Genomic DNA, 18,006 nt, shown 5'->3' on the forward strand with positions numbered 1-18,006 from the left:
CAACGAGCACCCGTCGATGAAAACCGAGCAGCCCGCTTGAGTGCTGCCCTGCCCGCCGAGCGCGCTTTCCGAAGTCGCGCTATGGTTCGCTGCCACCACGGCGAACCAGACAAGAAGGCGGGTCCATGATCGATCTCAACATCAACGGCCAGTCCGTTGCCCTCAACGCTCCCGACGACATGCCGCTGCTCTGGGCACTGCGCGACGTCGTCGGCCTCACCGGCACCAAGTTCGGTTGCGGCATCGCGCAGTGCGGCGCCTGCACCGTGCACCTCGACGGCCAGCCCGTGCGTTCATGCGTGCTGCCGATCGGCACCATCGGCAAGAAGGCCGTCACCACCATCGAAGCCGTTTCGCAGACACCAGCCGGCAAGAGCATCCAGAAGGCCTGGCTCGACGTCGACGTGGTGCAGTGCGGCTATTGCCAGTCGGGGCAGATCATGTCTGCGGCCGCGCTGCTGCAGCGCACGCCCAACCCGAGCGACGCCGACATCGACATGGCCATGTCGGGCAACATCTGCCGATGCTGCACCTACTCGCGCATCCGCGCGGCCATCAAGCAGGCCGCCACCGGCAAGGCCGAGGTGCTGCAGTCGGTCGTCGCGATGCCTGTCAGGAGCGCATCGTGAAGCCGGCCGCCGTGGGTGCCGTGGGTATCAGCCGGCGCGGCGCACTGCAGGCCGGCGGCCTGGCGCTGGCCTTCACCTGGGTCGGCGGCAGCAAGGCCTTTGCCGCCATCAGCCCGCGGCAGCAGCCCGCCGACGCGGCCGCTGCGCTGGTGGATGGCAACCCCGCCTTCGCGCCGAACGCTTTCATTCGCATCGACGCCGATGGCGGCGTGCGCCTCGTGATGCCGATGGCCGAGATGGGCCAGGCCATCTACACCGGCTCGGCGATGCTGCTGGCCGAGGAACTCGGCGTCGAGCTCGACCAGGTGCGCGTGGAGCATTCGCCGCCGAACGAGGCGCTGTACGGCATGCCGCTGCTCGGCGGCCAGATCACCGGCGGCTCGACCAGCACGCGCGGCACCTACGGCGTGCTGCGCGAGGCCGGCGCGGTGGCGCGCACGCTGCTGGTGAGCGCTGCCGCCGCGCAGTGGAAGGTCGATGCTGCGAGCTGCACGGTCGCGCGCGGCGTGGTGAGCCACGCGCCGTCCAACCGGCAACTCGGCTTCGGCGCGCTCGCCGGTGCGGCCGCCAAGCTGCCGATGCCTGCCAAGGTGGCGCTGAAGGAACCGAAGGATTTCAAGCTCATCGGCCAGCCGCTGCGGCGCGTCGATTCGGCCGGCAAGGTCGACGGCAGCACGCAGTTCGGCATCGACGTGCGCCTGCCGGGCATGAAAGTGGCGACGGTCAAGGCGTGCCCCACGCTCGGCGGCGTGCTGGCCTCGGTGGACGACAAGGCGGCGCGTGCGATTCCCGGCGTGATCGACGTGCTCCGCATCAAGGACGCGGTTGCGGTGGTGGGCGAGCATTTCTGGGCTGCGAAGCGGGGTCTCGATGCATTGAACGTGCAGTGGACGCCGGGGCAGAACGCCGCGCTCACCACGCAGCAGCTGCGCGCGGCACTGGCCGGTGCGCTGGCGAAGGACAAGGCGATCGTCGGCAAGGAAACCGGCAAGCGGCCCGAGGGCACGCTGGTGCAGGCGACCTACGACCTGCCGATGCTGGCCCACGCGACGATGGAGCCGCTCAACACCACAGTGCACGTGCGGCCCGGCGAGTGCGAGATCTGGGTCGGCACGCAGGTGCCAACGCGCTGCGTGAGCGCCGCGGCCAAGGTCGCCGGCCTTGCGGAAGACAAGGTCGTTCTGCACAACCAGTACCTGGGCGGCGGCTTCGGCCGGCGGCTCGAGACCGATTCGGTCGAGCAGGCCGTGGCCTTCGCCAAGCAGGTGCCCTACCCGCTCAAGGTGGTTTGGACGCGCGAGGAAGACATCCGCCACGACATCGTGCGGCCGATGTACCACGACGACATCTCGGCCGTGGTCGACGGCGAGGGCCGGATCCTCTGGTTCGGCGACCGCATTGCGGGCGGCACGGTGCTGGGCCGATGGGCTCCGGCCTTCATGGGCAAGGACGGCATGGACAGCGACCTGATCGAATGCGTGGCCGAGCCCTGCTACGACCTGCCGAACCTCAAGGTCGAGTGGGTGCGGCACGACATGCCGCCCGGCTTGAACGTCGGCTGGTGGCGCGGCGTGGGGCCGACGCACAACCTCTTCGTGATGGAGAGCTTCATCGACGAGCTGGCGCAGCGCGCGAAGAAGGACCCGGTGGCCTACCGGCGCGCGATGCTGAAGAAGAACCCGCGCACGCTGGCGGTGCTCGACCTGGCCGCCGACAAGATCGGCTGGGGCAAGGGCACGCTGCCGGCCCGCGTCGGGCGCGGCGTGGCCGTGGGCGATGCCTTCGGCAGCCGCGTGTGCGCCATCGTCGAGGTCGAGGTCACGCCGCAGGGCGAGGTGCGCATGCGGCGCGCGGTGGTCGGGCTCGACTGCGGCATTGCCGTGAACGCGAGCTCCATCGAGGCGCAGATCCAGGGCGGCCTGCTGTTCGGCCTGAGCGCCGCGCTCTTCAGCGAGATCACGCTGCGCGAAGGCACCATCGAGCAGAGCAACTTCCACGACTACCGGATGCTGCGCATCAACGAGGCGCCGCCGGTCGAGGTCCATACCGTCAAGAGCGGCGAGGCGCCCGGCGGGCTCGGCGAGGTCGGCACCGCCATTGCGGCGCCCGCACTCGCCAACGCGATCTTCGCGGCCACGGGCGTGCGGCTGCGCGCGCTGCCGGTGAACCGTGCACTGCTGGCGCAGGACAAGGAGGCGCTGAAGAAAAAGATCGCCGATGCCGGGCACGGCGCAAGGAGCGCAGCATGAAGCGGCTCCTCAAGGTGCTGGTGGTGCTGTTCGTCGTTGGCGCGGCGCTGTATTTCTTCCTGAACCGTACCGACGGCTCCGAGGGCGAGGCGCCGGTGCTGGCCGGTGCGCCGGCCGATGCGGCGCTGCTGGTGCGCGGCGAATACCTCACCAAGGCCGCCGACTGCATCGCCTGCCACACGGTGCCCGGCAAGGGGCAGCCCTTTGCGGGCGGCCTGCCCTTCGTGCTGCCCTTCGGCACGATCTACTCGTCGAACATCACCGCGGACCCGGCCACGGGCATCGGCAACTGGAGCGACGACCAGTTCGTGCGCGCGCTGCACGACGGCGTGGGCGCGGACGGCAAGCGCCTGTACCCGGCGTTCCCGTACACCTCGTACACCGCGCTGAGCCGCAAGGACATCCTCGCGATCAAGGCGTACATCTTCAGCCTGCCCAAGGTGAACCAGCCGAACAGGGAGGCCGACCTGGGATTTCCGTTCAACCAGCGCTGGGCCATGGGCTTCTGGAATGCGGCCTTCTTCAAGAGCACCCGTTTCGAGGCCGATGCGTCCAAGCCGCCGACGTGGAACCAGGGCAGGTACCTCGCGACAGCGCTCGGCCACTGCGCGGAATGCCATACGCCGCGCAACTTCGCCTTCGCGATGGAAAGGGGCAACGACCTCGCGGGCGAGTCGGTCCAGGGCTGGCGCGCCTACAACATCACGTCAGATGCGAAGAACGGCATCGGCGCATGGAGCGATGCGGAGCTTGCCTCGTACCTCACGACCGGGCATGCCGAGGGCCGAGGCTCCGCTTCGGGGCCCATGGGCGAGGCGGTGGAACACAGCCTGCAATACCTGAAGCCGGAGGACGCCTCGGCGCTCGTGAGCTATCTGCGCACGGTGCCGGCGAAGTCGGGCAAGGCGCCGATCGAGGTCGATGCGAAGGCACCGTGGGCCGTTGCGGCGAGCGCGGCGGCACCGGCAGCCAACACGGCCGAAGGCCACGAGCAAGGGCTCAGGCTCTTCGCTGCGGCATGCGCGAGCTGCCATCAGTGGAACGGGCAAGGCCAGCAGACGGCCAACGCATCGCTGCTGGGAACGCGCGGCGTGAACGATCCTGACGGCTCCAACGTCACGCAGATGATCCTGCAGGGCGTGAGGATGCGCGTGCACGACAAGGAGGTCTACATGCCGGCCTTCGGCAAGGCCTACACGGACACCGAAGTCGCGGCGCTCGCCAACTACGTGATCGCGCAATTCGGCAACAAGCAGGGCACGGTCACGCCGGAGTTCGTCGCGAAGCAGCGCACGCAATGACGCCCCCTCCCCCGGGGGCAGCACCGGTGGGGCCGCACCTACACTGCGGCCATGAAAAAAAGAGTCAGGGAAGTCCAGTTCTGCCTGCAGCCTGTGGTGGAGCTTAGGCAAGAAGCCGCGTCTTACGCCTACACGGTTCGCGCGCCGCGTTCGAAAGGCGTGATACCGCCCAGCTCGTACCGTGACGGCGATTTCGCCACGCTCGCCGAGTGCCTGGGCGACGTGGCCCGGGCACTCGGTGGCGATTTCAAACGCATCTATGTGCGGCTCGACGGCCGCTGCGTCGGGGAGCGCGATCTTGCGGAATTGCGCCAGGAGCCGGAGCAGGTCGCGGCCGAGTTGAAGGCAAGCTGCGATGCGGCGAGCGGCGCCGCGCAATTCGAGTCCACCCTGCCGGCGCCGGAAGCTCCGACAAGCACTCGCGATTGAGGACCGGATCGGCCGCAACGGCCGGACAGCTCTGTATCCGACACGAAACATTGGTTACTTTCAGACACTGCTCAGGGGGAGTTCCGCGGCAGGCGGCGCTCCGCCCCTGACGCTTGCGGCCCTCGAGATCGGCCCCAAGGGGCCCGCGCCGCCGCGCCGCGAGCCACGCCGAGCGGACACGGTACAGGCTGCACGCTCCCACGCACTCCCCATCGGCCTCCTCAGGGGTACCCGGTTCCGGGCATATCGCCGCCCCATACGCGTACTTACATTTTGTCTTGGCAAACAGAAAACAAGACATCTGCATGCGCAAGAGGAGAGTGCTCCGGCGCACGGGAGCCTGCCCGCCAGGTAACGAACGGACGATTGAAGCCATGAACAAGATTTTTCGAACCCTGTGGAATCCAACGCTCGGCACTTGGGTGGCCGCCCCCGAAACCTCGCGCGGCCACGCGCGGTCGGCGCGGCTGGGCGAACTGGGGGCCGTGGCCATGGCGGTGCTGCTTCTGGGCGCCGGGCCGGCGTTGGCGGCTGGCGGCGCCGGCGGCCAGCCCGTCGGCGATCCGACGCTGCACGCCGGCAGCGGCGGCAGCAACGGCAGCGGTGGCAGCGGCGGGCTCAACGACACCACGGTGGGCGCCAGCGGAGGAACTGGCGGGTCGTCGACCGATGCCGGCGTCACGGCGGGCTCCAACGCGAACATCGGCTCCTTCGGCGGCGCCACCGCCGGCACGGGTGGCGCGGCGGGCACTACCAGCAACGTCGTCAGCCCGGGCGTGATGCAGGGCGACAACGGCGGCGCGGGCCAGTCCCAGACCGGCGACTTCAGCAACGGCAACGGATACGGCGGCGGCGGCGGAGGTGGCTTCCAGGGCGCGTCCATCGGCAGCGGCGTCTCTTCCTCCTCGGACAGCTACACCGGCGGCACCGGGGGCGCGGGCGGCAACGGCTATTGGGCGGCCGGCGGCGGCGGCGCGGGAGGCTATGGGTCCATCCTCAACGGCCCGCTCGGCAACTACACGGCCTCCGGCAGTTCGACGGGCGGCGCGGGGGGCCAGGGCGGCGGCGCCTTCTCGCAAGGCGGTGGTGGCGGCAGCGGCGGCGGCGGATTCTTCCTGAACGCCACGGCGCCGGGCCTCACGTTCACCAACGGCGGCACCATCGCGGGCGGAGCCGGCGGCGCAGGCGGGTCCGAACTGCTGCCGGCGCGCAGCAATGCCTCGGGCGGCGGCGGCGGCGGCGGCGGCAATGGCATCACGTTGACCGGCAGCACCGTGACCGTGGTCAACACCGGCGCAGTCACGGCTGGCGCCGGAGGCGCTGGCGGAGCCGGCGGCGGCGGCGCGGGAGGCACCGGCGCGCCGGGCGCTGGCGGCGACGGCGGCATCGGCCTGGGGGCCACGGGCGCCGGGGCAACGATCACCAACAGCGGCTCCATCGCCGGCGGCGCCGGGGGCGTCGGCGGCGCCAACAGCAACGGGGGCGCGAGCGGCGCGAACGGTGCAGGCGGCGTGGGCGTGATGGGCGCCAACCTCGCCATCAGCAGCAGCGGCACCATCTCCGGCGGACTGGGCGGCGATGGCATCACCCGGGCCTCGGCCGTGCAGTTCACGGGCGGCAGCAACAGCCTCACCTTGAACACCGGCGCGGCGCTGTCGGGCGCCGTTGCCATCGACAGCGGTGCCACGGCCAGCATCATCGCCGGCGCGGGTGGCCTGAGCCTGGGCAATGCCCTGTTGCTGGGCGGCACGGGCACCTTCAACACCAACGGCCACGACATGGGCTGGACGGGCCCGATCACGGGCGCCGGCAGCCTCGTGAAGGACGGTGCGGGCACGCTCACCCTGGGCGGCGCCAACATCTACACGGGCGCCACCAACGTCGCCGCCGGCACCTTGCGCGCCGGCGCGGCCAACACCTTCAGCAGCACCAGCGCCTTCACGGTCGCCTCGGGCGCGACGCTGGACCTGGCCGGCCAGAGCCAGACCATCGCGTCCATGGCCAACGGCGGCACCGTCTCGCTGCTGGGCGGCGCGCCCGGCACCGTCCTCACGGTCACAGGCCCGTGGGTGGGCAACGGCGGCACGCTGCGCCTGGGCACGGCGCTAGGCGACAGCACCAGCGCGAGCGACCGGCTGGTCCTCAGCGGCAGCACCGCCATTGCCAGCGGCACGACCAACGTGCAGATCACCAACCTGGGAGGCCTGGGCGCGCTGACCGCCGGCAACGGCATCGAAGTCGTCAGCGCGCTGAACGGCGCCACGACCACCGCGCAGACCACAAGGAGCGCCTTCGCCCTGGCGGGCGGCCACGTCGATGCCGGCGCCTTCGAGTACCGGCTGTACGCCGCCGACGCGGCCGGCGCGGGCGAGAACTGGTACCTGCGCTCCAGCGCCGTCATCGTCCCGCCGTCCGGTGGCGGGAACGGCGGCGGCACTGGTGGCGGCACCGGCACCGGCACCGGCGGCGGTACTGGAGGTACAGGCGGTACTGGAGGTACAGGCGGTAATGGCGGTGGCGGCGGCGTGATCGTGCCAACTTACCGCGCCGAAGTGCCGCTGTACGCGGCGCTGCCCGAGCAGCTGCGCCAATCCAATCTGGCGATGCTGGGCAACATGCACCAGCGCGTGGGCGACGACGGCCCGGCCGGCGCCAGCACCGCTACACCGGACCAGGGCTACCGCCAGACCTGGGCCCGCCTCATCAGCACGAACCGCACCATCGACCAGAGCGGCACCGTCAGCCCCGCGAGCAAGGGGCGTCTCACGGGCTTCCAGGCCGGCACCGACCTGTGGGCTGACGCCAACTGGCGTGCCGGCATCTACATCGGCGAACTCGACGGCGACATGCGCGTGACCGGCTTCGCCCGCGGCCTTGCGAACTACGCGGCCGGCTCCAACGACCTGCAGAGCCAGTACCTGGGCGCCTACGCCACCTGGAAGAACGGCAGCGGCCTGTACGTGGACGGCGTGCTGCAGGCCGGCCGCCACCGCTACACGGCGGCACCCACGCTGGGCTTCGGCAGTTCCGGCAGCGGCAACAGCCTGCTGGCCTCCATCGAGGTGGGCCAGGCCTTCTCCATCGCGCCGAACTGGACCCTCGAGCCCCAGCTGCAGCTGGTGCACCAGCGCGTGAGCCTGCACGACACGGGCATCCCGGGCGCCCTGGTGCAGCAGGACAGCCACAGCGGCTGGCTGGCGCGCGCGGGCGTGCGGGTCAAGGGCGAGATCGCCACCTCCGCCGGCCTGCTGCAGCCCTACGTGCGGGTCAACGTCTACCGCAGCGGCGGCGGCACCGACGTCAGCCGCTTCATCGGCCCCGCGGCGTACACCGACATCGCCACGCGCACCGGCGGCACCAGCACCGAGCTGGCGGCAGGCGCCACGCTGCAGCTGACGCCGAGCATGAGCCTGTACGCGGAACTGGGCAAGCTGTGGGCCTCGGGCGGAGCCACCCGCACGAAGAGCGGAATCGACGGCAGCGTGGGCGTGAAGGTCCGCTGGTAACGCGCTGCCACTGTTTCCGCCGTTGCGTCAGTGCGGCGCGGCGCCGAGATCCGCGCGAACCGCCGCGACGACGGACAGCACCGCGTCGATCACCGCATCCGGGTCGTCGAACTGGATGTCGTGACCGGCGTTCGGCAACAGCACCTGCCTGCCTCGCGAGGACCACGTCGCCTCGTCCTCGTGCAGCTGCTTCCAGATGGCCTGCACCTGCGTGCCCTGCCCGGGCGTGATCTTCATCCCCCGGAGTTCCGCCTCGGTGTACGGCGCCATCGCGGTGAGAACCACCAGCGGTCGATTGCCCAGGTCGCGGAAGGCGCCGGCCTCGGCGAGCGTGGCGTCGGTCGCATCGCTTTCCACCAACTGCGTGCTCAACGACTTCGGCGCAAAGGCGCGGATCGCCTGCGCATCGCGCGCCGTCTGGTTCCGCGCCTGCGGCAGCAGCGAGGGAGCCGCCGCGCGCAGCAGGCCGGACCACGCGAGCGACACGGCGATGCGCGAGCGCAACGACCGCGTCTCCGTCATGAAGTCCGCGACGCGCGCGACCTGGTCCGGATGCGAAGGGTCGACGAGAACCAGCCCCGCCACCTCGGCGCCGAAGTGCCTCGTGAAACTCGTGGCGAAGAGCCCGCCCAGCGACTGGCCTACCAGCACGTAGGGGCCCCGCTCGCCTGCGCGGGCGAGTGCCGTGTGGAGATCGTGCGCCACCTGCCTGGCACTGGGAGGCGCATCCGGAGGATCGCTCCACATCAGCCCCGCGCGGCTGTACGAGCAGGCGCGCGTGCGCGCTGCGATCTTCGGCTGGACTGCCGACCAGCTCAGCGAACCGCCGGCGCTCAGGCCCGCCTCGAACACGACGGTCGGCGAGCCGGAGCCCCGGCAATCCAGCTGGATTCTTCGCCCGCCGATGTCGACCATCTTCCCGGGCGCGGGGAAGTCGCGCGCCGCGCGGTAGCGGCCGGCCTGCTCGTACACGACGCCCATGAGGATGGCCAGGGCGACGATTGCAGCGCTCCAGAGGACGATACGCATCACCAGAAGTTTCGACGAGTGCTTCACTGATGCCGATGGTGCCACCAACGGCGCTGCTGTACCGCGTACTTTCCGCTTCAGCTTATCGACCGCATCCTTTGCGCAATCGATCTTTCGCTGTCGGCGCGCAGCCTTTCGGCTATCTTGAAAAAACCTGTGTGGAATGCGCTACTCCATGCACGCCAAAAGGAAATGAAATCTTCGCTGGCGCAATGCGAGCCCCGGGGCAGATGTGATGGGAAACACAGTTGGGACGCGAAAGCGCTGTCAACGACCATTGCAATCCGTAGCATCCGGAAGGTTCATAAAACGAATTGTCCGAAGGAGGATCAGATGGTCGCCCTCTCACCACAGACTCCGTGGTCCGTCGCATGGACTCCACGCACAGCGGCGGGGAGCCGCGCGCATGGGGAACATGCCGAGCGAAACGCGCGGGCCGCGCCATTTGTTGCAACCGACGCCGCACCCACCCTGCAAGCAGCGCCGCGCAGGCCTTGCGCCTATGTGTTCATCGCAAACCTGCCGCACCTCATCGAAGCCTATGGGCAGGATTTCGGAGCCGCCGCCAGCCTTGAAATACAGCGCCGCCTGTGCGCCCACTTCCTCACCTCGGCCGCCACCGACATGGCCCGGCTGCGCGACGACTGCTTCCTGCTGTGGGCCAACGACGCGTTCGTCTGCGGCGCGCGCGACATCCGTGAGCTGCCGCACGACGTGCGCCACCGGAGCCGCCCCATCGAGACGCTGCTTGCCGTGCTTGGCGCCGAACCGGTGCGTGCGAAGGGCATCGCCGCGATGGTGCAGTTGCATGCCGACTGGATCGAGGTGCGTCCGCCCGAGCAGCTCGGCACGTCGGAGATCGAGTTCGCCCTGTGGACTGCGCAACCGTTTCCGGATTTGCGCGAGAACAGGGCCGACGAATGGTGCCAGCGCTACCGCTCCGACATGGACGTCGCCGTGCGCGTCAGCGAAGCGCTGCGCACCGAGGCGCTCTCCTTCGAATGGCAGCCGGTGGTGCACGCTGGCGGCAATGCCAGTACTTTCTACCTCGCAGGGCGCGTGCGTCTGCCGCCGAGCCGCAGCGAGCCGGCGCTTCTTGCGCAGGAGGTGTTCTTGCCGTGCCTGCAGCGGCTGGGGCTGGCTCGCGCGTTCGATCGCATCGCGGTGCGCCAGGCCTTGGCGGAACTGCGGTCGCAGACCTGCGCGCACATCGGCGTGGGCATCTGCGCGCAGAGCACCAAGCTCGACCACTGGTGGGCCTCGCTGTGCGCGGCACTCGACGAAGAGCCCGCGCTGGCCTCGCGCCTCGTGATCGAGATCGTGGGCAGCGCCACGCTGGCCGATCTCGAGGCCGCCCACGACTTCTGCGTGCAGATGCAATTGCGCGGTTGCCGCATCGCCGTGCGGGACATCGGCGGCGGCAACGACAACCTCGCCGCGCTGCAGTCCTGCGGGCCCGACATCGTGAAGCTGGATGCGTCGCTGCTGCGCCGCGCGCGCGACGACACCTTCGGCATCGAGTGCCTGCAGGGCATGATTTCCCTTTGCACGCACTTCGCGGCCCAGGTCGTGGTCGACGGCATCGAGCGCGAAGACGACATGCACATCGCTTCGCGCGTGGGCGCGCGGTGGCTGCAGGGCTACGGCGTGCGTGGCACCGAGCCGGCCGCCAAGCCTGCTGCTGTCGCTCCCGGGCATCCTTTCGGGTGACTCGAACCACGGCACGGATTTTCTTCGACCATGTACCTGAATCCTCTCTTCACCAACGTGTCGCAGGCCGAACGCGTTGCGCTGGTCCAGAGCAGCCAGTTGCGCTCCTACCGGCGCAATGAAGTGGTGCTCGCGGCCGGCAGCTCGAGCGATTGCGTCTATTGCGTGGCCAGCGGACTGCTGCGCGTGGTGGAGCATGGCAAGGGCCGCGCCCACGCCACCAATGTCACGACCGACTTCATCCGCCAGAACGAATTCTTCATCGGTCCGTCTCTTTCCGAGGACACCTACCAGGCCAAGCACACGCTGGTTGCCGCGTTGCCCGCGGCAGTGCACCTCATCCCCGTCGTGGCGTTGCGCAAGATCTGCAGTTCGTACCCGGAGGTGGCCATCAGGCTGCTGGAACTCGCGATCGAGCGCATGGCCGTCATGCGCAACCAGCTGCGGCGCATGTCCGCGCTGTCCACCGAAGACGTCGTCGGCCGCGTGCTGCACCAGCTGACCGTGCTGGCCCCCTCGAGCATGGGCGCGTTCGACAAGCGCATCTCCCAATCGGTGATCGCCTCCTACTCGGGTCTGTCGCGCGAAGTGGTCAACAAGACCATGCGCGACATGGAGCAGCGCGGCCTCGTGCGGCGCGACGATCAAGGCGTGCACGTGCCCGCCAATTTCGCGTCCACCGACTTCGGCAACCTCTTGCCCGCCGAGGAAAACCTGGCGCGTGCCGAGCCGAGCCGGGTCGAACCGATCTTCTTCGAGAGCTTCCCGGCCCCGGCGAGCGACCCATCGGGGCGCAAACCCGAGGACGATTGATCGCGCTTGCGCTACTTGAAGGCATCGATGTCCAAAGAAAAGAGCAGGCGCATTGCCACGCGGCCCGAACAAGGCTCGAGGGAATCATCGTCCGTGCGCACGGCCGGTTCCAGCGGTGGCGAGCCGCGCGTGGAGGGGACCAGCGATGGAGTGCCGCGAATCGATTCGTCGACTTCCTCGACCGCCGCCGCCCTCCTGTTCGCCAAAGCGGCTCAGCAGGAACTCGTCCTTCTGATGCGCCTGATTGCCGAGGGCGATTCGGCCACGGCGATGCGGATCGCGTGGTGCATCGTGGAACGGGGACGTGCGGTGCTGGGGCCTGAACTGCCGCCTTCGGCCTCGTTGCCGACACCAGTGGAAGTCTCTTCGCAAACTGAAGAAACGCGCCTCCCGCCATCGGCGAGTCCAGGCGCTGCAGGCCGCGCGCTCTCGCGTCGCGAACTCGACGTGCTTCGGATGATTTCGCAAGGCCTGAGCAACCGCCAGATTGCCGAACTGAGCCATCGCTCGCTGCACACGGTGGATGCGCATGCGAAGAGCATCTATCGCAAGCTGGCTGTGAAGTCGCGTGCCCAGGCAGTGCGCGATGCCATGCAGAAGGGCCTGATCGATCTGGAGGCCTGCGAATAGAAATAGCTGCCGCGGCGCGATGGGATGCTGTAGTAAGGAATCCCTAATTCGGGTGATTGCGTTTCGACCTCCCGGCTTTCATCATCGCTGCGTGCACCTGCATCCATTGATTGCCCGCTTGCCGCTGGTGGAACGTTCGGCCATCGGGCAGCTTTGCGAGCTGCGTTCATACGCTCGCAACGAGACGATCCTTGCGTCGAACGAATGCACGCGTTCGTTCTACTGCGTGGAAAGCGGCCTGGTGCGCGTGGTTGCCCAAGGCCGCGACGGCGCGCAGGAAGATACGGAAGTGACCACGGATTTCATTCGCCGGCACGACTTCTATCTTGGTGGCTCCCTGAGCGAGCCACAGTATCTGGCTGCCCACAGATTGATCGCGGTGCTTCCCAGCACGATATACCTCGTTCCCGTGCCGGTGATCAGGGCGCTTTGCGAACGGCATCACGGCATCGCACTGGAATTGCTTGGTGCGGAGGCTGCCCGCATGAATGTCTTGCGCCGTCAGATCCGGCGCATCTCTTCGCTATCTTCAGAAGAGATGGTCGGCCGCGTACTCCACAAGATGACCCAGATAGCTCCCGCTGGCCACGAGGCCTACGACAAGCGCGTCACGCAGGGTGTCATCGCCTCCTACGCCGGCGTTTCTCGCGAGGTCGTCAACAGGACGATGCGGGAGATGGAAAGGCGCGGCGTGTTGCTGCGCGATTCGCAGGGCGTGCATGTTCCCCAGGACTTCGCGGGAACAGATTTCGGCTTGCCGCCTTCCGCACCGTAGCCGGCCACAAGGGCGAAAAATAGCTGGAACCGGTGAGTTGCATTCGCCAGGGTGAGGAGAAAGAATCGAACGACGATTTCCTCCCGTTGTTTCTACACAGACCTTCCATGTCCCACCTGTTCGTCGCTTGTACGTGCAACATCGCGCACCTTGGGCGCATTCATCGCAGTGGGTGGATGCGCCTGCTGCCCTGGCTGCGTCTTTATGAGTGTGCGAATTGTGGAAGACGCCAGCTTCGCTCCGAACGAGCGGTGGATGATGCGCGTGCGCGGGAGGCGAGCGCTGCGGGGTATACGGGACACTGATGCGGGTCGGGTAGAACGCTTCCGTATCGCTCGTTGGCATCACCGGCGCCGTACAACCACGTCGCAGGTGGTATGCCCCTACGCCCACGGCCTCATCCCCGATGCTGGAACAATGTGTCCACCCATGGACGGCCTCGATCTCATCAAAACATTCCGCGAAGTCGCGTTCCGGCGCAGCTTCTCCCGCGCAGCGATCTCGCTGGGCATGTCCAAGGCCACGGTCAGCCGCTACGTGGCGGAGCTCGAAACGCGCAGCGGCGTGCGCCTGCTGAACCGCTCGACCCGCTCCCTGAGCCTGACCGACGCCGGCCAGGTGCTGCTCGACCGCAGCACCGAGCTGGTGACCATGGCCGAGAACACCCTGAACGACCTGCAGGCCCACGGGTCGCACCCGCGCGGGCGCCTGCGCATGAGCGCGCCGCACGGGCTGATCGCCGGCTGGCTCTCGGACGTGATCGCCGAGTTCATCAAGCGCTACCCCGACGTCTACGTGAGCCTGGTGTTCACCAACGACGACCTCGACCTGATCGAGGAAGGCATCGACGTGCACCTGACCGGCGGACGCATCGACGACATGAACCTGATCGTGCGCCGGCTGGTGCAGTTCGACATGGTGGTCTGCGCCACGCCGGCGTACTGGGCGCAGCGCGGCATGCCGCAGACGCCCGAGGATCTGGGCCGGCACGAGGTGCTGAGTTACTCGGCGAAGCCGACCACCCACCTCCCCTTCGAGACCGACGGCAGGCAGTACGACGTGCCCGTGCACAGCCGCTTGGAAGCCAACGACGCCGTCGCGCTGATCGAACTGGCGCTGCGCAGCGTGGGCGTGGCCTATGTGCCCGAGCCGCTGGCGCAGTCGCACCTGGAACGCGGAGCGCTGGTGCCGGTGCTGCGCGAGCACATGCCGCGCGACCATTGGCTGTATGCGGCCTACTCGCAGCGCCGCCACAACAGCGCCGCGATGCGCGCGATGCTCGATTTCCTGGAGCAATCGATGGGCGCCCTGACCGAGGGTCCGGCGCTGCCGCCCGCGCTACCGGTGGCGGTGATGCCGCCTGGATGCGCCCGTTCCAAGGCGCAGGAGCAGGTCGGCAGTAGCCAATAGCGCCGAGCTGACCGAAGGTTGGGAGCGGCACGCGTTGTGTTGCAATCGCATTTTTTCAGAATGCAGGCCACAGACGCGATGAGTACGCCCCTCCAGATCCGCCCTCCGGCGCCCGACGACTACGCGGCATGGAAGCCGCTATGGGACGGCTACAACGCCTTCTACGGACGCGAGGGTGCGACAGCCCTTGCCGACGAGATCACGCAAGCCACCTGGCAGCGCTTCTTCGATGTCTACGAACCGGTGCATGCCCTGGTCGCCGAGCGCGACGGGCAACTGGTCGGGCTCACCCACTACCTGTTCCACCGCAGCACCACGCGGCTCGAACCGACCTGCTATCTGCAGGACCTGTTCACGCTGCCGTCAGAACGCGGCCGCGGCGTGGGCCGCCAGCTGATCCAGGGCGTTTACGAACGCGCGAAGCACGCGGGCGTACGCCGCGTGTACTGGCAGACCCATGCGACCAACACGGCCGGCCGCACGCTGTACGACAAGGTCGCGACGCACGACGGATTCATCGTCTACGGCACGCTGGTCTGAGCCTGCGAAAAATAGGCGATTTATCTTTTTCCTGCAACGCCGTAGAGTCAACGCCTGGGCACCAGCGACAGGAGAAACACATGAACCGCGATGAAGTGATCAAGGCAGGTCAGCTCGAAATTCGCTATCTGGTCGATGGCTCCGCGACAGGGAGCATGGGGGTGTTCGAACTCACCCTGCCGCCGGGCGCCAACGTGCCGCCACCGCACAGCCATCGGGACAACGAGGAGTTCTTCTATGTCGTGGAAGGCGCGGTCACCTATTCGGTCGATGCCGAAACGCGCGAGCTGACACCCGGCGAATGGATGTCGACGCCGCGCGGCTCGGTGCACGGCTTTCGCAATGTCGGATCGCAGACGGCGCGCGCGATCGTCGTGCTCTCGCCGGACATCGGCGCGCAGTACTTTCGCGAGGTCGCGGCCGTGGTCAATGCGGGCGGACCGCCCGACAAGGCGAAGCTGGTCGCGGTGATGTCGCGCTACGGGCTGACGCCGGCCCTGCCCGCGCAGCCTGCTGCGTAGGTCCGACAAAACCCCCTGTCGCGCGCGCGGCCCTCCTGTCAGTACCTGAAGGTAATGCCGGCCTTCACGCCGTTGTTGGCCTTGCCGTCCGACTGAACACCGCCCGAGAGCGACAGATTGCCGCCGGTGCTCGCACCCAGCGAGTAGGTGGGCCGTGGCGTGGAGGTGTCGGTGCCGATGTAGGTGCCGCTGCCGTCCGGCCGCAGCACGCCGAAGCTCGCCCCCTTGACGGTGGCCGAGGTTTCGGTCGGGTTCACGTTGGGGGCCACGTAGACGGTGCCCTTCTCGTCGCTGTCGACGGGCACCTTGACGGGCTCGGCCTGCACCGCTGCGGCGGCAGCGACCAGCACCAGGGTTGTCGCAAGAATCAATTGACGCATCGCCGACATGCTAGGCAGGTGGCGGGCGGCCCGCGTAGGACAAGAGGAGATTCCGAGCTCGGGTCCTGACATGAGAACTTGCGTACTCACAAGTTGAAGTGATGGCAAGCGCATGAATCCCGCTCTACGATGCAGTGTCCGAAACCAGACAGGAAATCGCCCATGCCCGCCAACGAAGTCGTCATGCCCGAGCAGCTCCTGAGCGCACTCGAAGCCCAGAGCCGCACGCCGATCGCACGGATCGGCGAAGCGCTGATTTCGCTGGGCATGATCACCGACGATCAGCTTCGCTCGGGGCTGGCGCGGCAACAGCTCGATCCCACGGTGCCGCTGGGCGAGACGCTGGTGCGCATGGGCATCGTCAGCAAGGGCCAGCTCCAGACCGCGCTGGTGCGCAAGATGGGCTATCCCCTCGTCAACCTGCACCTGTTCCCCGCGGCGGCCGACGCACTGCGCAAGCTGCCGTATTCCGTGGCCCAGCGCCTGCAGGTCATGCCGCTGCGGCTGCACGAGGGGCGCCTCGTGGTTGCGATCGACGACCCGACCAGCCGGCATTCGGCCCTCGACGAGGTGGAGTTCATCGCGCAGATGAAGGTCACCCCGGTGGTCGGGCAATGCATCGACCTCGACAACGTGCTGCACGCAGCCTACGAAAAAATCGGCGAGTCGACGACCTCCGCCCCCGGCGTCTTTTCCTCGAACCTCGATCCCAGCCGGCCCCTCGAATTCGACATGGCCGGCACCAGCGAACTGCTGCAGACGCTCGAGAAGGAAGGCCCCGCCGCGCCCGCCCCCGAGGCTCCCATCGAGCAGTCGGACAACTCCCTGGTGCGGATGATCAACAGCATGATCCTGGAGGCGCACCGCGAGGGCGCGTCGGACATCCACATCGAAAGCTATCCCGGCCAGGAAAAGACCCGCATCCGCTTTCGCCGCGACGGCCTGCTCTACACCTACCTGGAGCTGCCGCCAAGCTACCGTAACGCCATCGTCGCGCGCGTGAAGATCATGTGCGACCTGGACATCAGCGAAAAGCGCAACCCGCAGGACGGCAAGATCAACTTCGCCAAGTACTCGCCGCAGCACCGCATCGAACTGCGCGTGGCGACCATCCCGACCAACAACGGCCTCGAAGACGTGGTGATGCGCATCCTGGCGTCGGCCAAGCCCATTCCCATGGACAAGCTGGGCCTCTCGCCGAACAACCTCGCGGAGTTGACCAGGGCCGTCGAGCGCCCCTACGGCATGGTGCTGTGCGCGGGCCCCACGGGCTCGGGCAAGACCACCACGCTGCACTCGGCGCTGATGCACATCAACACGCCGGAGCGAAAGATCTGGACCGCCGAAGACCCGATCGAAATCACGCAGACCGGACTGCGGCAGGTGCAGATCAATCCGCGCATCGAGTGGACCTTTGCAAAGGCGCTGCGGGCGTTCGTGCGCGCCGATCCGGACGTGATCATGGTCGGCGAGATCCGCGACGAGGAAACCGCGAAGACCGCCATCGAGGCTTCGCTGACCGGCCACCTCGTGCTGTCGACGCTGCACACCAACAGCGCGCCCGAAACCGTGACCCGCCTGCTCGACATGGGCATGGACCCGTTCAACTTCGCGGACTCGCTGCTGGCCGTGCTGGCGCAGCGACTGGTGCGCCGCCTTTGCACCCGCTGCACCAGCAGCACGCCCGCAAGCCCGGAGACGGTCGACGAACTGCTGAACGACTACATGCACGCATTCGGCACGCAGCAAAACGACGCGGTCCAGCGCAAGGCCTTGCAGGACGACTGGATGCAGCGCTACGGCCGCGACGGGCACCTGCACAGCTATACCAGCACCGGGTGCAAGCATTGCGGCGACACCGGCTTCAAGGGACGCGTGGGCATCCATGAGCTGATGACGATGTCCAGAACGCTGCGCCGCCTGGTGCAGACCGGCGCACGTGCGGAAGAACTCCAGCAGACGGCGCTGCAGGAAGGCATGCGCACGCTGCGGCAGGACGGCATCGAGAAGGTGCTGGCCGGACATACCACCATCGAGGAAGTGCGCGCGACCAGCAACGTGTGAGCGAGGCGCGGCGGCCCGGC

General features: G+C 68.1%; 15 protein-coding genes. 13 read left to right on the forward strand and 2 right to left on the reverse strand.

Annotated features, from left to right (window positions below; all coding sequences use genetic code 11):
• Positions 1-125: 125 nt before the first annotated feature.
• The 5 genes from ACCD11_RS24605 (at position 126) to ACCD11_RS24625 (ending at position 8,114) form a co-directional block, all read left to right on the forward strand.
• Complete coding sequence (locus ACCD11_RS24605; protein ID WP_413315804.1) at positions 126-629, forward strand: (2Fe-2S)-binding protein; 504 nt, start codon at positions 126-128, stop codon at positions 627-629.
• On the forward strand, positions 626-2,878 hold the full coding sequence (locus tag ACCD11_RS24610) for a molybdopterin cofactor-binding domain-containing protein (RefSeq protein WP_413315805.1): 2,253 nt from the start codon (positions 626-628) through the stop codon (positions 2,876-2,878). Before ACCD11_RS24605 ends, ACCD11_RS24610 begins: the two co-directional genes overlap by 4 nt.
• Positions 2,875-4,179 carry a c-type cytochrome gene (locus ACCD11_RS24615; RefSeq protein ID WP_413315806.1) on the forward strand — a complete coding sequence of 435 codons (1,305 nt, stop codon included), beginning with the start codon at positions 2,875-2,877 and terminating at the stop codon, positions 4,177-4,179. Before ACCD11_RS24610 ends, ACCD11_RS24615 begins: the two co-directional genes overlap by 4 nt.
• Before the next feature lie 51 nt (positions 4,180-4,230).
• Positions 4,231-4,608: a hypothetical protein gene (locus ACCD11_RS24620; protein WP_413315807.1), complete on the forward strand. Its 378-nt coding sequence runs from the start codon at positions 4,231-4,233 to the stop codon at positions 4,606-4,608.
• 374 nt (positions 4,609-4,982) lie between these two features.
• Positions 4,983-8,114: an autotransporter outer membrane beta-barrel domain-containing protein gene (locus ACCD11_RS24625; protein WP_413315808.1), complete on the forward strand. Its 3,132-nt coding sequence runs from the start codon at positions 4,983-4,985 to the stop codon at positions 8,112-8,114.
• 27 nt (positions 8,115-8,141) lie between these two features.
• Here ACCD11_RS24625 and ACCD11_RS24630 read toward each other — a convergent pair whose 3' ends face one another.
• The gene (locus ACCD11_RS24630) at positions 8,142-9,170 is read right to left on the reverse strand and encodes an alpha/beta fold hydrolase (protein ID WP_413315809.1); all 1,029 of its coding nucleotides are present in this window, start codon (positions 9,168-9,170) and stop codon (positions 8,142-8,144) included.
• A 477-nt stretch (positions 9,171-9,647) separates the two neighbouring features.
• Between ACCD11_RS24630 and ACCD11_RS24635 the strand changes: the two genes are divergently transcribed.
• The 7 genes from ACCD11_RS24635 (at position 9,648) to ACCD11_RS24665 (ending at position 15,542) form a co-directional block, all read left to right on the forward strand.
• Positions 9,648-10,853, forward strand: a complete 1,206-nt coding sequence (locus ACCD11_RS24635) for an EAL domain-containing protein (protein WP_237726114.1) — start codon at positions 9,648-9,650, stop codon at positions 10,851-10,853.
• Positions 10,854-10,883: 30 nt separating this feature from the next.
• Positions 10,884-11,666: a Crp/Fnr family transcriptional regulator gene (locus ACCD11_RS24640; RefSeq protein ID WP_413315810.1), complete on the forward strand. Its 783-nt coding sequence runs from the start codon at positions 10,884-10,886 to the stop codon at positions 11,664-11,666.
• Positions 11,667-11,693: 27 nt separating this feature from the next.
• Positions 11,694-12,296 (forward strand): response regulator transcription factor, encoded by a 603-nt coding sequence (locus tag ACCD11_RS24645; RefSeq protein ID WP_081502672.1) that lies wholly within the window; start codon positions 11,694-11,696, stop codon positions 12,294-12,296.
• A gap of 52 nt (positions 12,297-12,348) precedes the next feature.
• On the forward strand, positions 12,349-13,071 hold the full coding sequence (locus ACCD11_RS24650; RefSeq protein ID WP_413315811.1) for a Crp/Fnr family transcriptional regulator: 723 nt from the start codon (positions 12,349-12,351) through the stop codon (positions 13,069-13,071).
• A gap of 429 nt (positions 13,072-13,500) precedes the next feature.
• Positions 13,501-14,481 (forward strand): LysR family transcriptional regulator, encoded by a 981-nt coding sequence (locus ACCD11_RS24655; RefSeq protein WP_413315812.1) that lies wholly within the window; start codon positions 13,501-13,503, stop codon positions 14,479-14,481.
• 78 nt (positions 14,482-14,559) lie between these two features.
• Positions 14,560-15,021 (forward strand): N-acetyltransferase family protein, encoded by a 462-nt coding sequence (locus ACCD11_RS24660; protein WP_413315813.1) that lies wholly within the window; start codon positions 14,560-14,562, stop codon positions 15,019-15,021.
• A gap of 80 nt (positions 15,022-15,101) precedes the next feature.
• The gene (locus ACCD11_RS24665) at positions 15,102-15,542 is read left to right on the forward strand and encodes a cupin domain-containing protein (protein WP_413315814.1); all 441 of its coding nucleotides are present in this window, start codon (positions 15,102-15,104) and stop codon (positions 15,540-15,542) included.
• A gap of 38 nt (positions 15,543-15,580) precedes the next feature.
• Here ACCD11_RS24665 and ACCD11_RS24670 read toward each other — a convergent pair whose 3' ends face one another.
• Positions 15,581-15,922 carry a hypothetical protein gene (locus ACCD11_RS24670; protein WP_056590389.1) on the reverse strand — a complete coding sequence of 114 codons (342 nt, stop codon included), beginning with the start codon at positions 15,920-15,922 and terminating at the stop codon, positions 15,581-15,583.
• Between the two features lie 162 nt (positions 15,923-16,084).
• On the opposite strand from ACCD11_RS24670, the gene ACCD11_RS24675 reads away from it, so the two are divergent.
• Positions 16,085-17,986 (forward strand): GspE/PulE family protein, encoded by a 1,902-nt coding sequence (locus tag ACCD11_RS24675; protein WP_413315815.1) that lies wholly within the window; start codon positions 16,085-16,087, stop codon positions 17,984-17,986.
• Positions 17,987-18,006: the final 20 nt, after the last annotated feature.

This window comes from Variovorax sp. Varisp36 (assembly GCF_047304235.1).
Lineage (GTDB): Bacteria > Pseudomonadota > Gammaproteobacteria > Burkholderiales > Burkholderiaceae_C > Variovorax.

Bases quoted from the DNA above. Each gene is read 5' to 3' on its own strand.
- ACCD11_RS24605 (WP_413315804.1), top strand. From the start codon at position 126: ATGATCGATCTCAACATCAACGGCCAGTCCGTTGCCCTCAACGCTCCC.
- ACCD11_RS24615 (WP_413315806.1), top strand. From the start codon at position 2,875: ATGAAGCGGCTCCTCAAGGTGCTGGTGGTGCTGTTCGTCGTTGGCGCG.
- ACCD11_RS24620 (WP_413315807.1), top strand. From the start codon at position 4,231: ATGAAAAAAAGAGTCAGGGAAGTCCAGTTCTGCCTGCAGCCTGTGGTG.
- ACCD11_RS24625 (WP_413315808.1), top strand. From the start codon at position 4,983: ATGAACAAGATTTTTCGAACCCTGTGGAATCCAACGCTCGGCACTTGG.
- ACCD11_RS24640 (WP_413315810.1), top strand. From the start codon at position 10,884: ATGTACCTGAATCCTCTCTTCACCAACGTGTCGCAGGCCGAACGCGTT.
- ACCD11_RS24645 (WP_081502672.1), top strand. From the start codon at position 11,694: ATGTCCAAAGAAAAGAGCAGGCGCATTGCCACGCGGCCCGAACAAGGC.
- ACCD11_RS24655 (WP_413315812.1), top strand. From the start codon at position 13,501: ATGGACGGCCTCGATCTCATCAAAACATTCCGCGAAGTCGCGTTCCGG.
- ACCD11_RS24660 (WP_413315813.1), top strand. From the start codon at position 14,560: ATGAGTACGCCCCTCCAGATCCGCCCTCCGGCGCCCGACGACTACGCG.
- ACCD11_RS24665 (WP_413315814.1), top strand. From the start codon at position 15,102: ATGAACCGCGATGAAGTGATCAAGGCAGGTCAGCTCGAAATTCGCTAT.
- ACCD11_RS24670 (WP_056590389.1), bottom strand. From the start codon at position 15,922: ATGCGTCAATTGATTCTTGCGACAACCCTGGTGCTGGTCGCTGCCGCC.
- ACCD11_RS24675 (WP_413315815.1), top strand. From the start codon at position 16,085: ATGCCCGCCAACGAAGTCGTCATGCCCGAGCAGCTCCTGAGCGCACTC.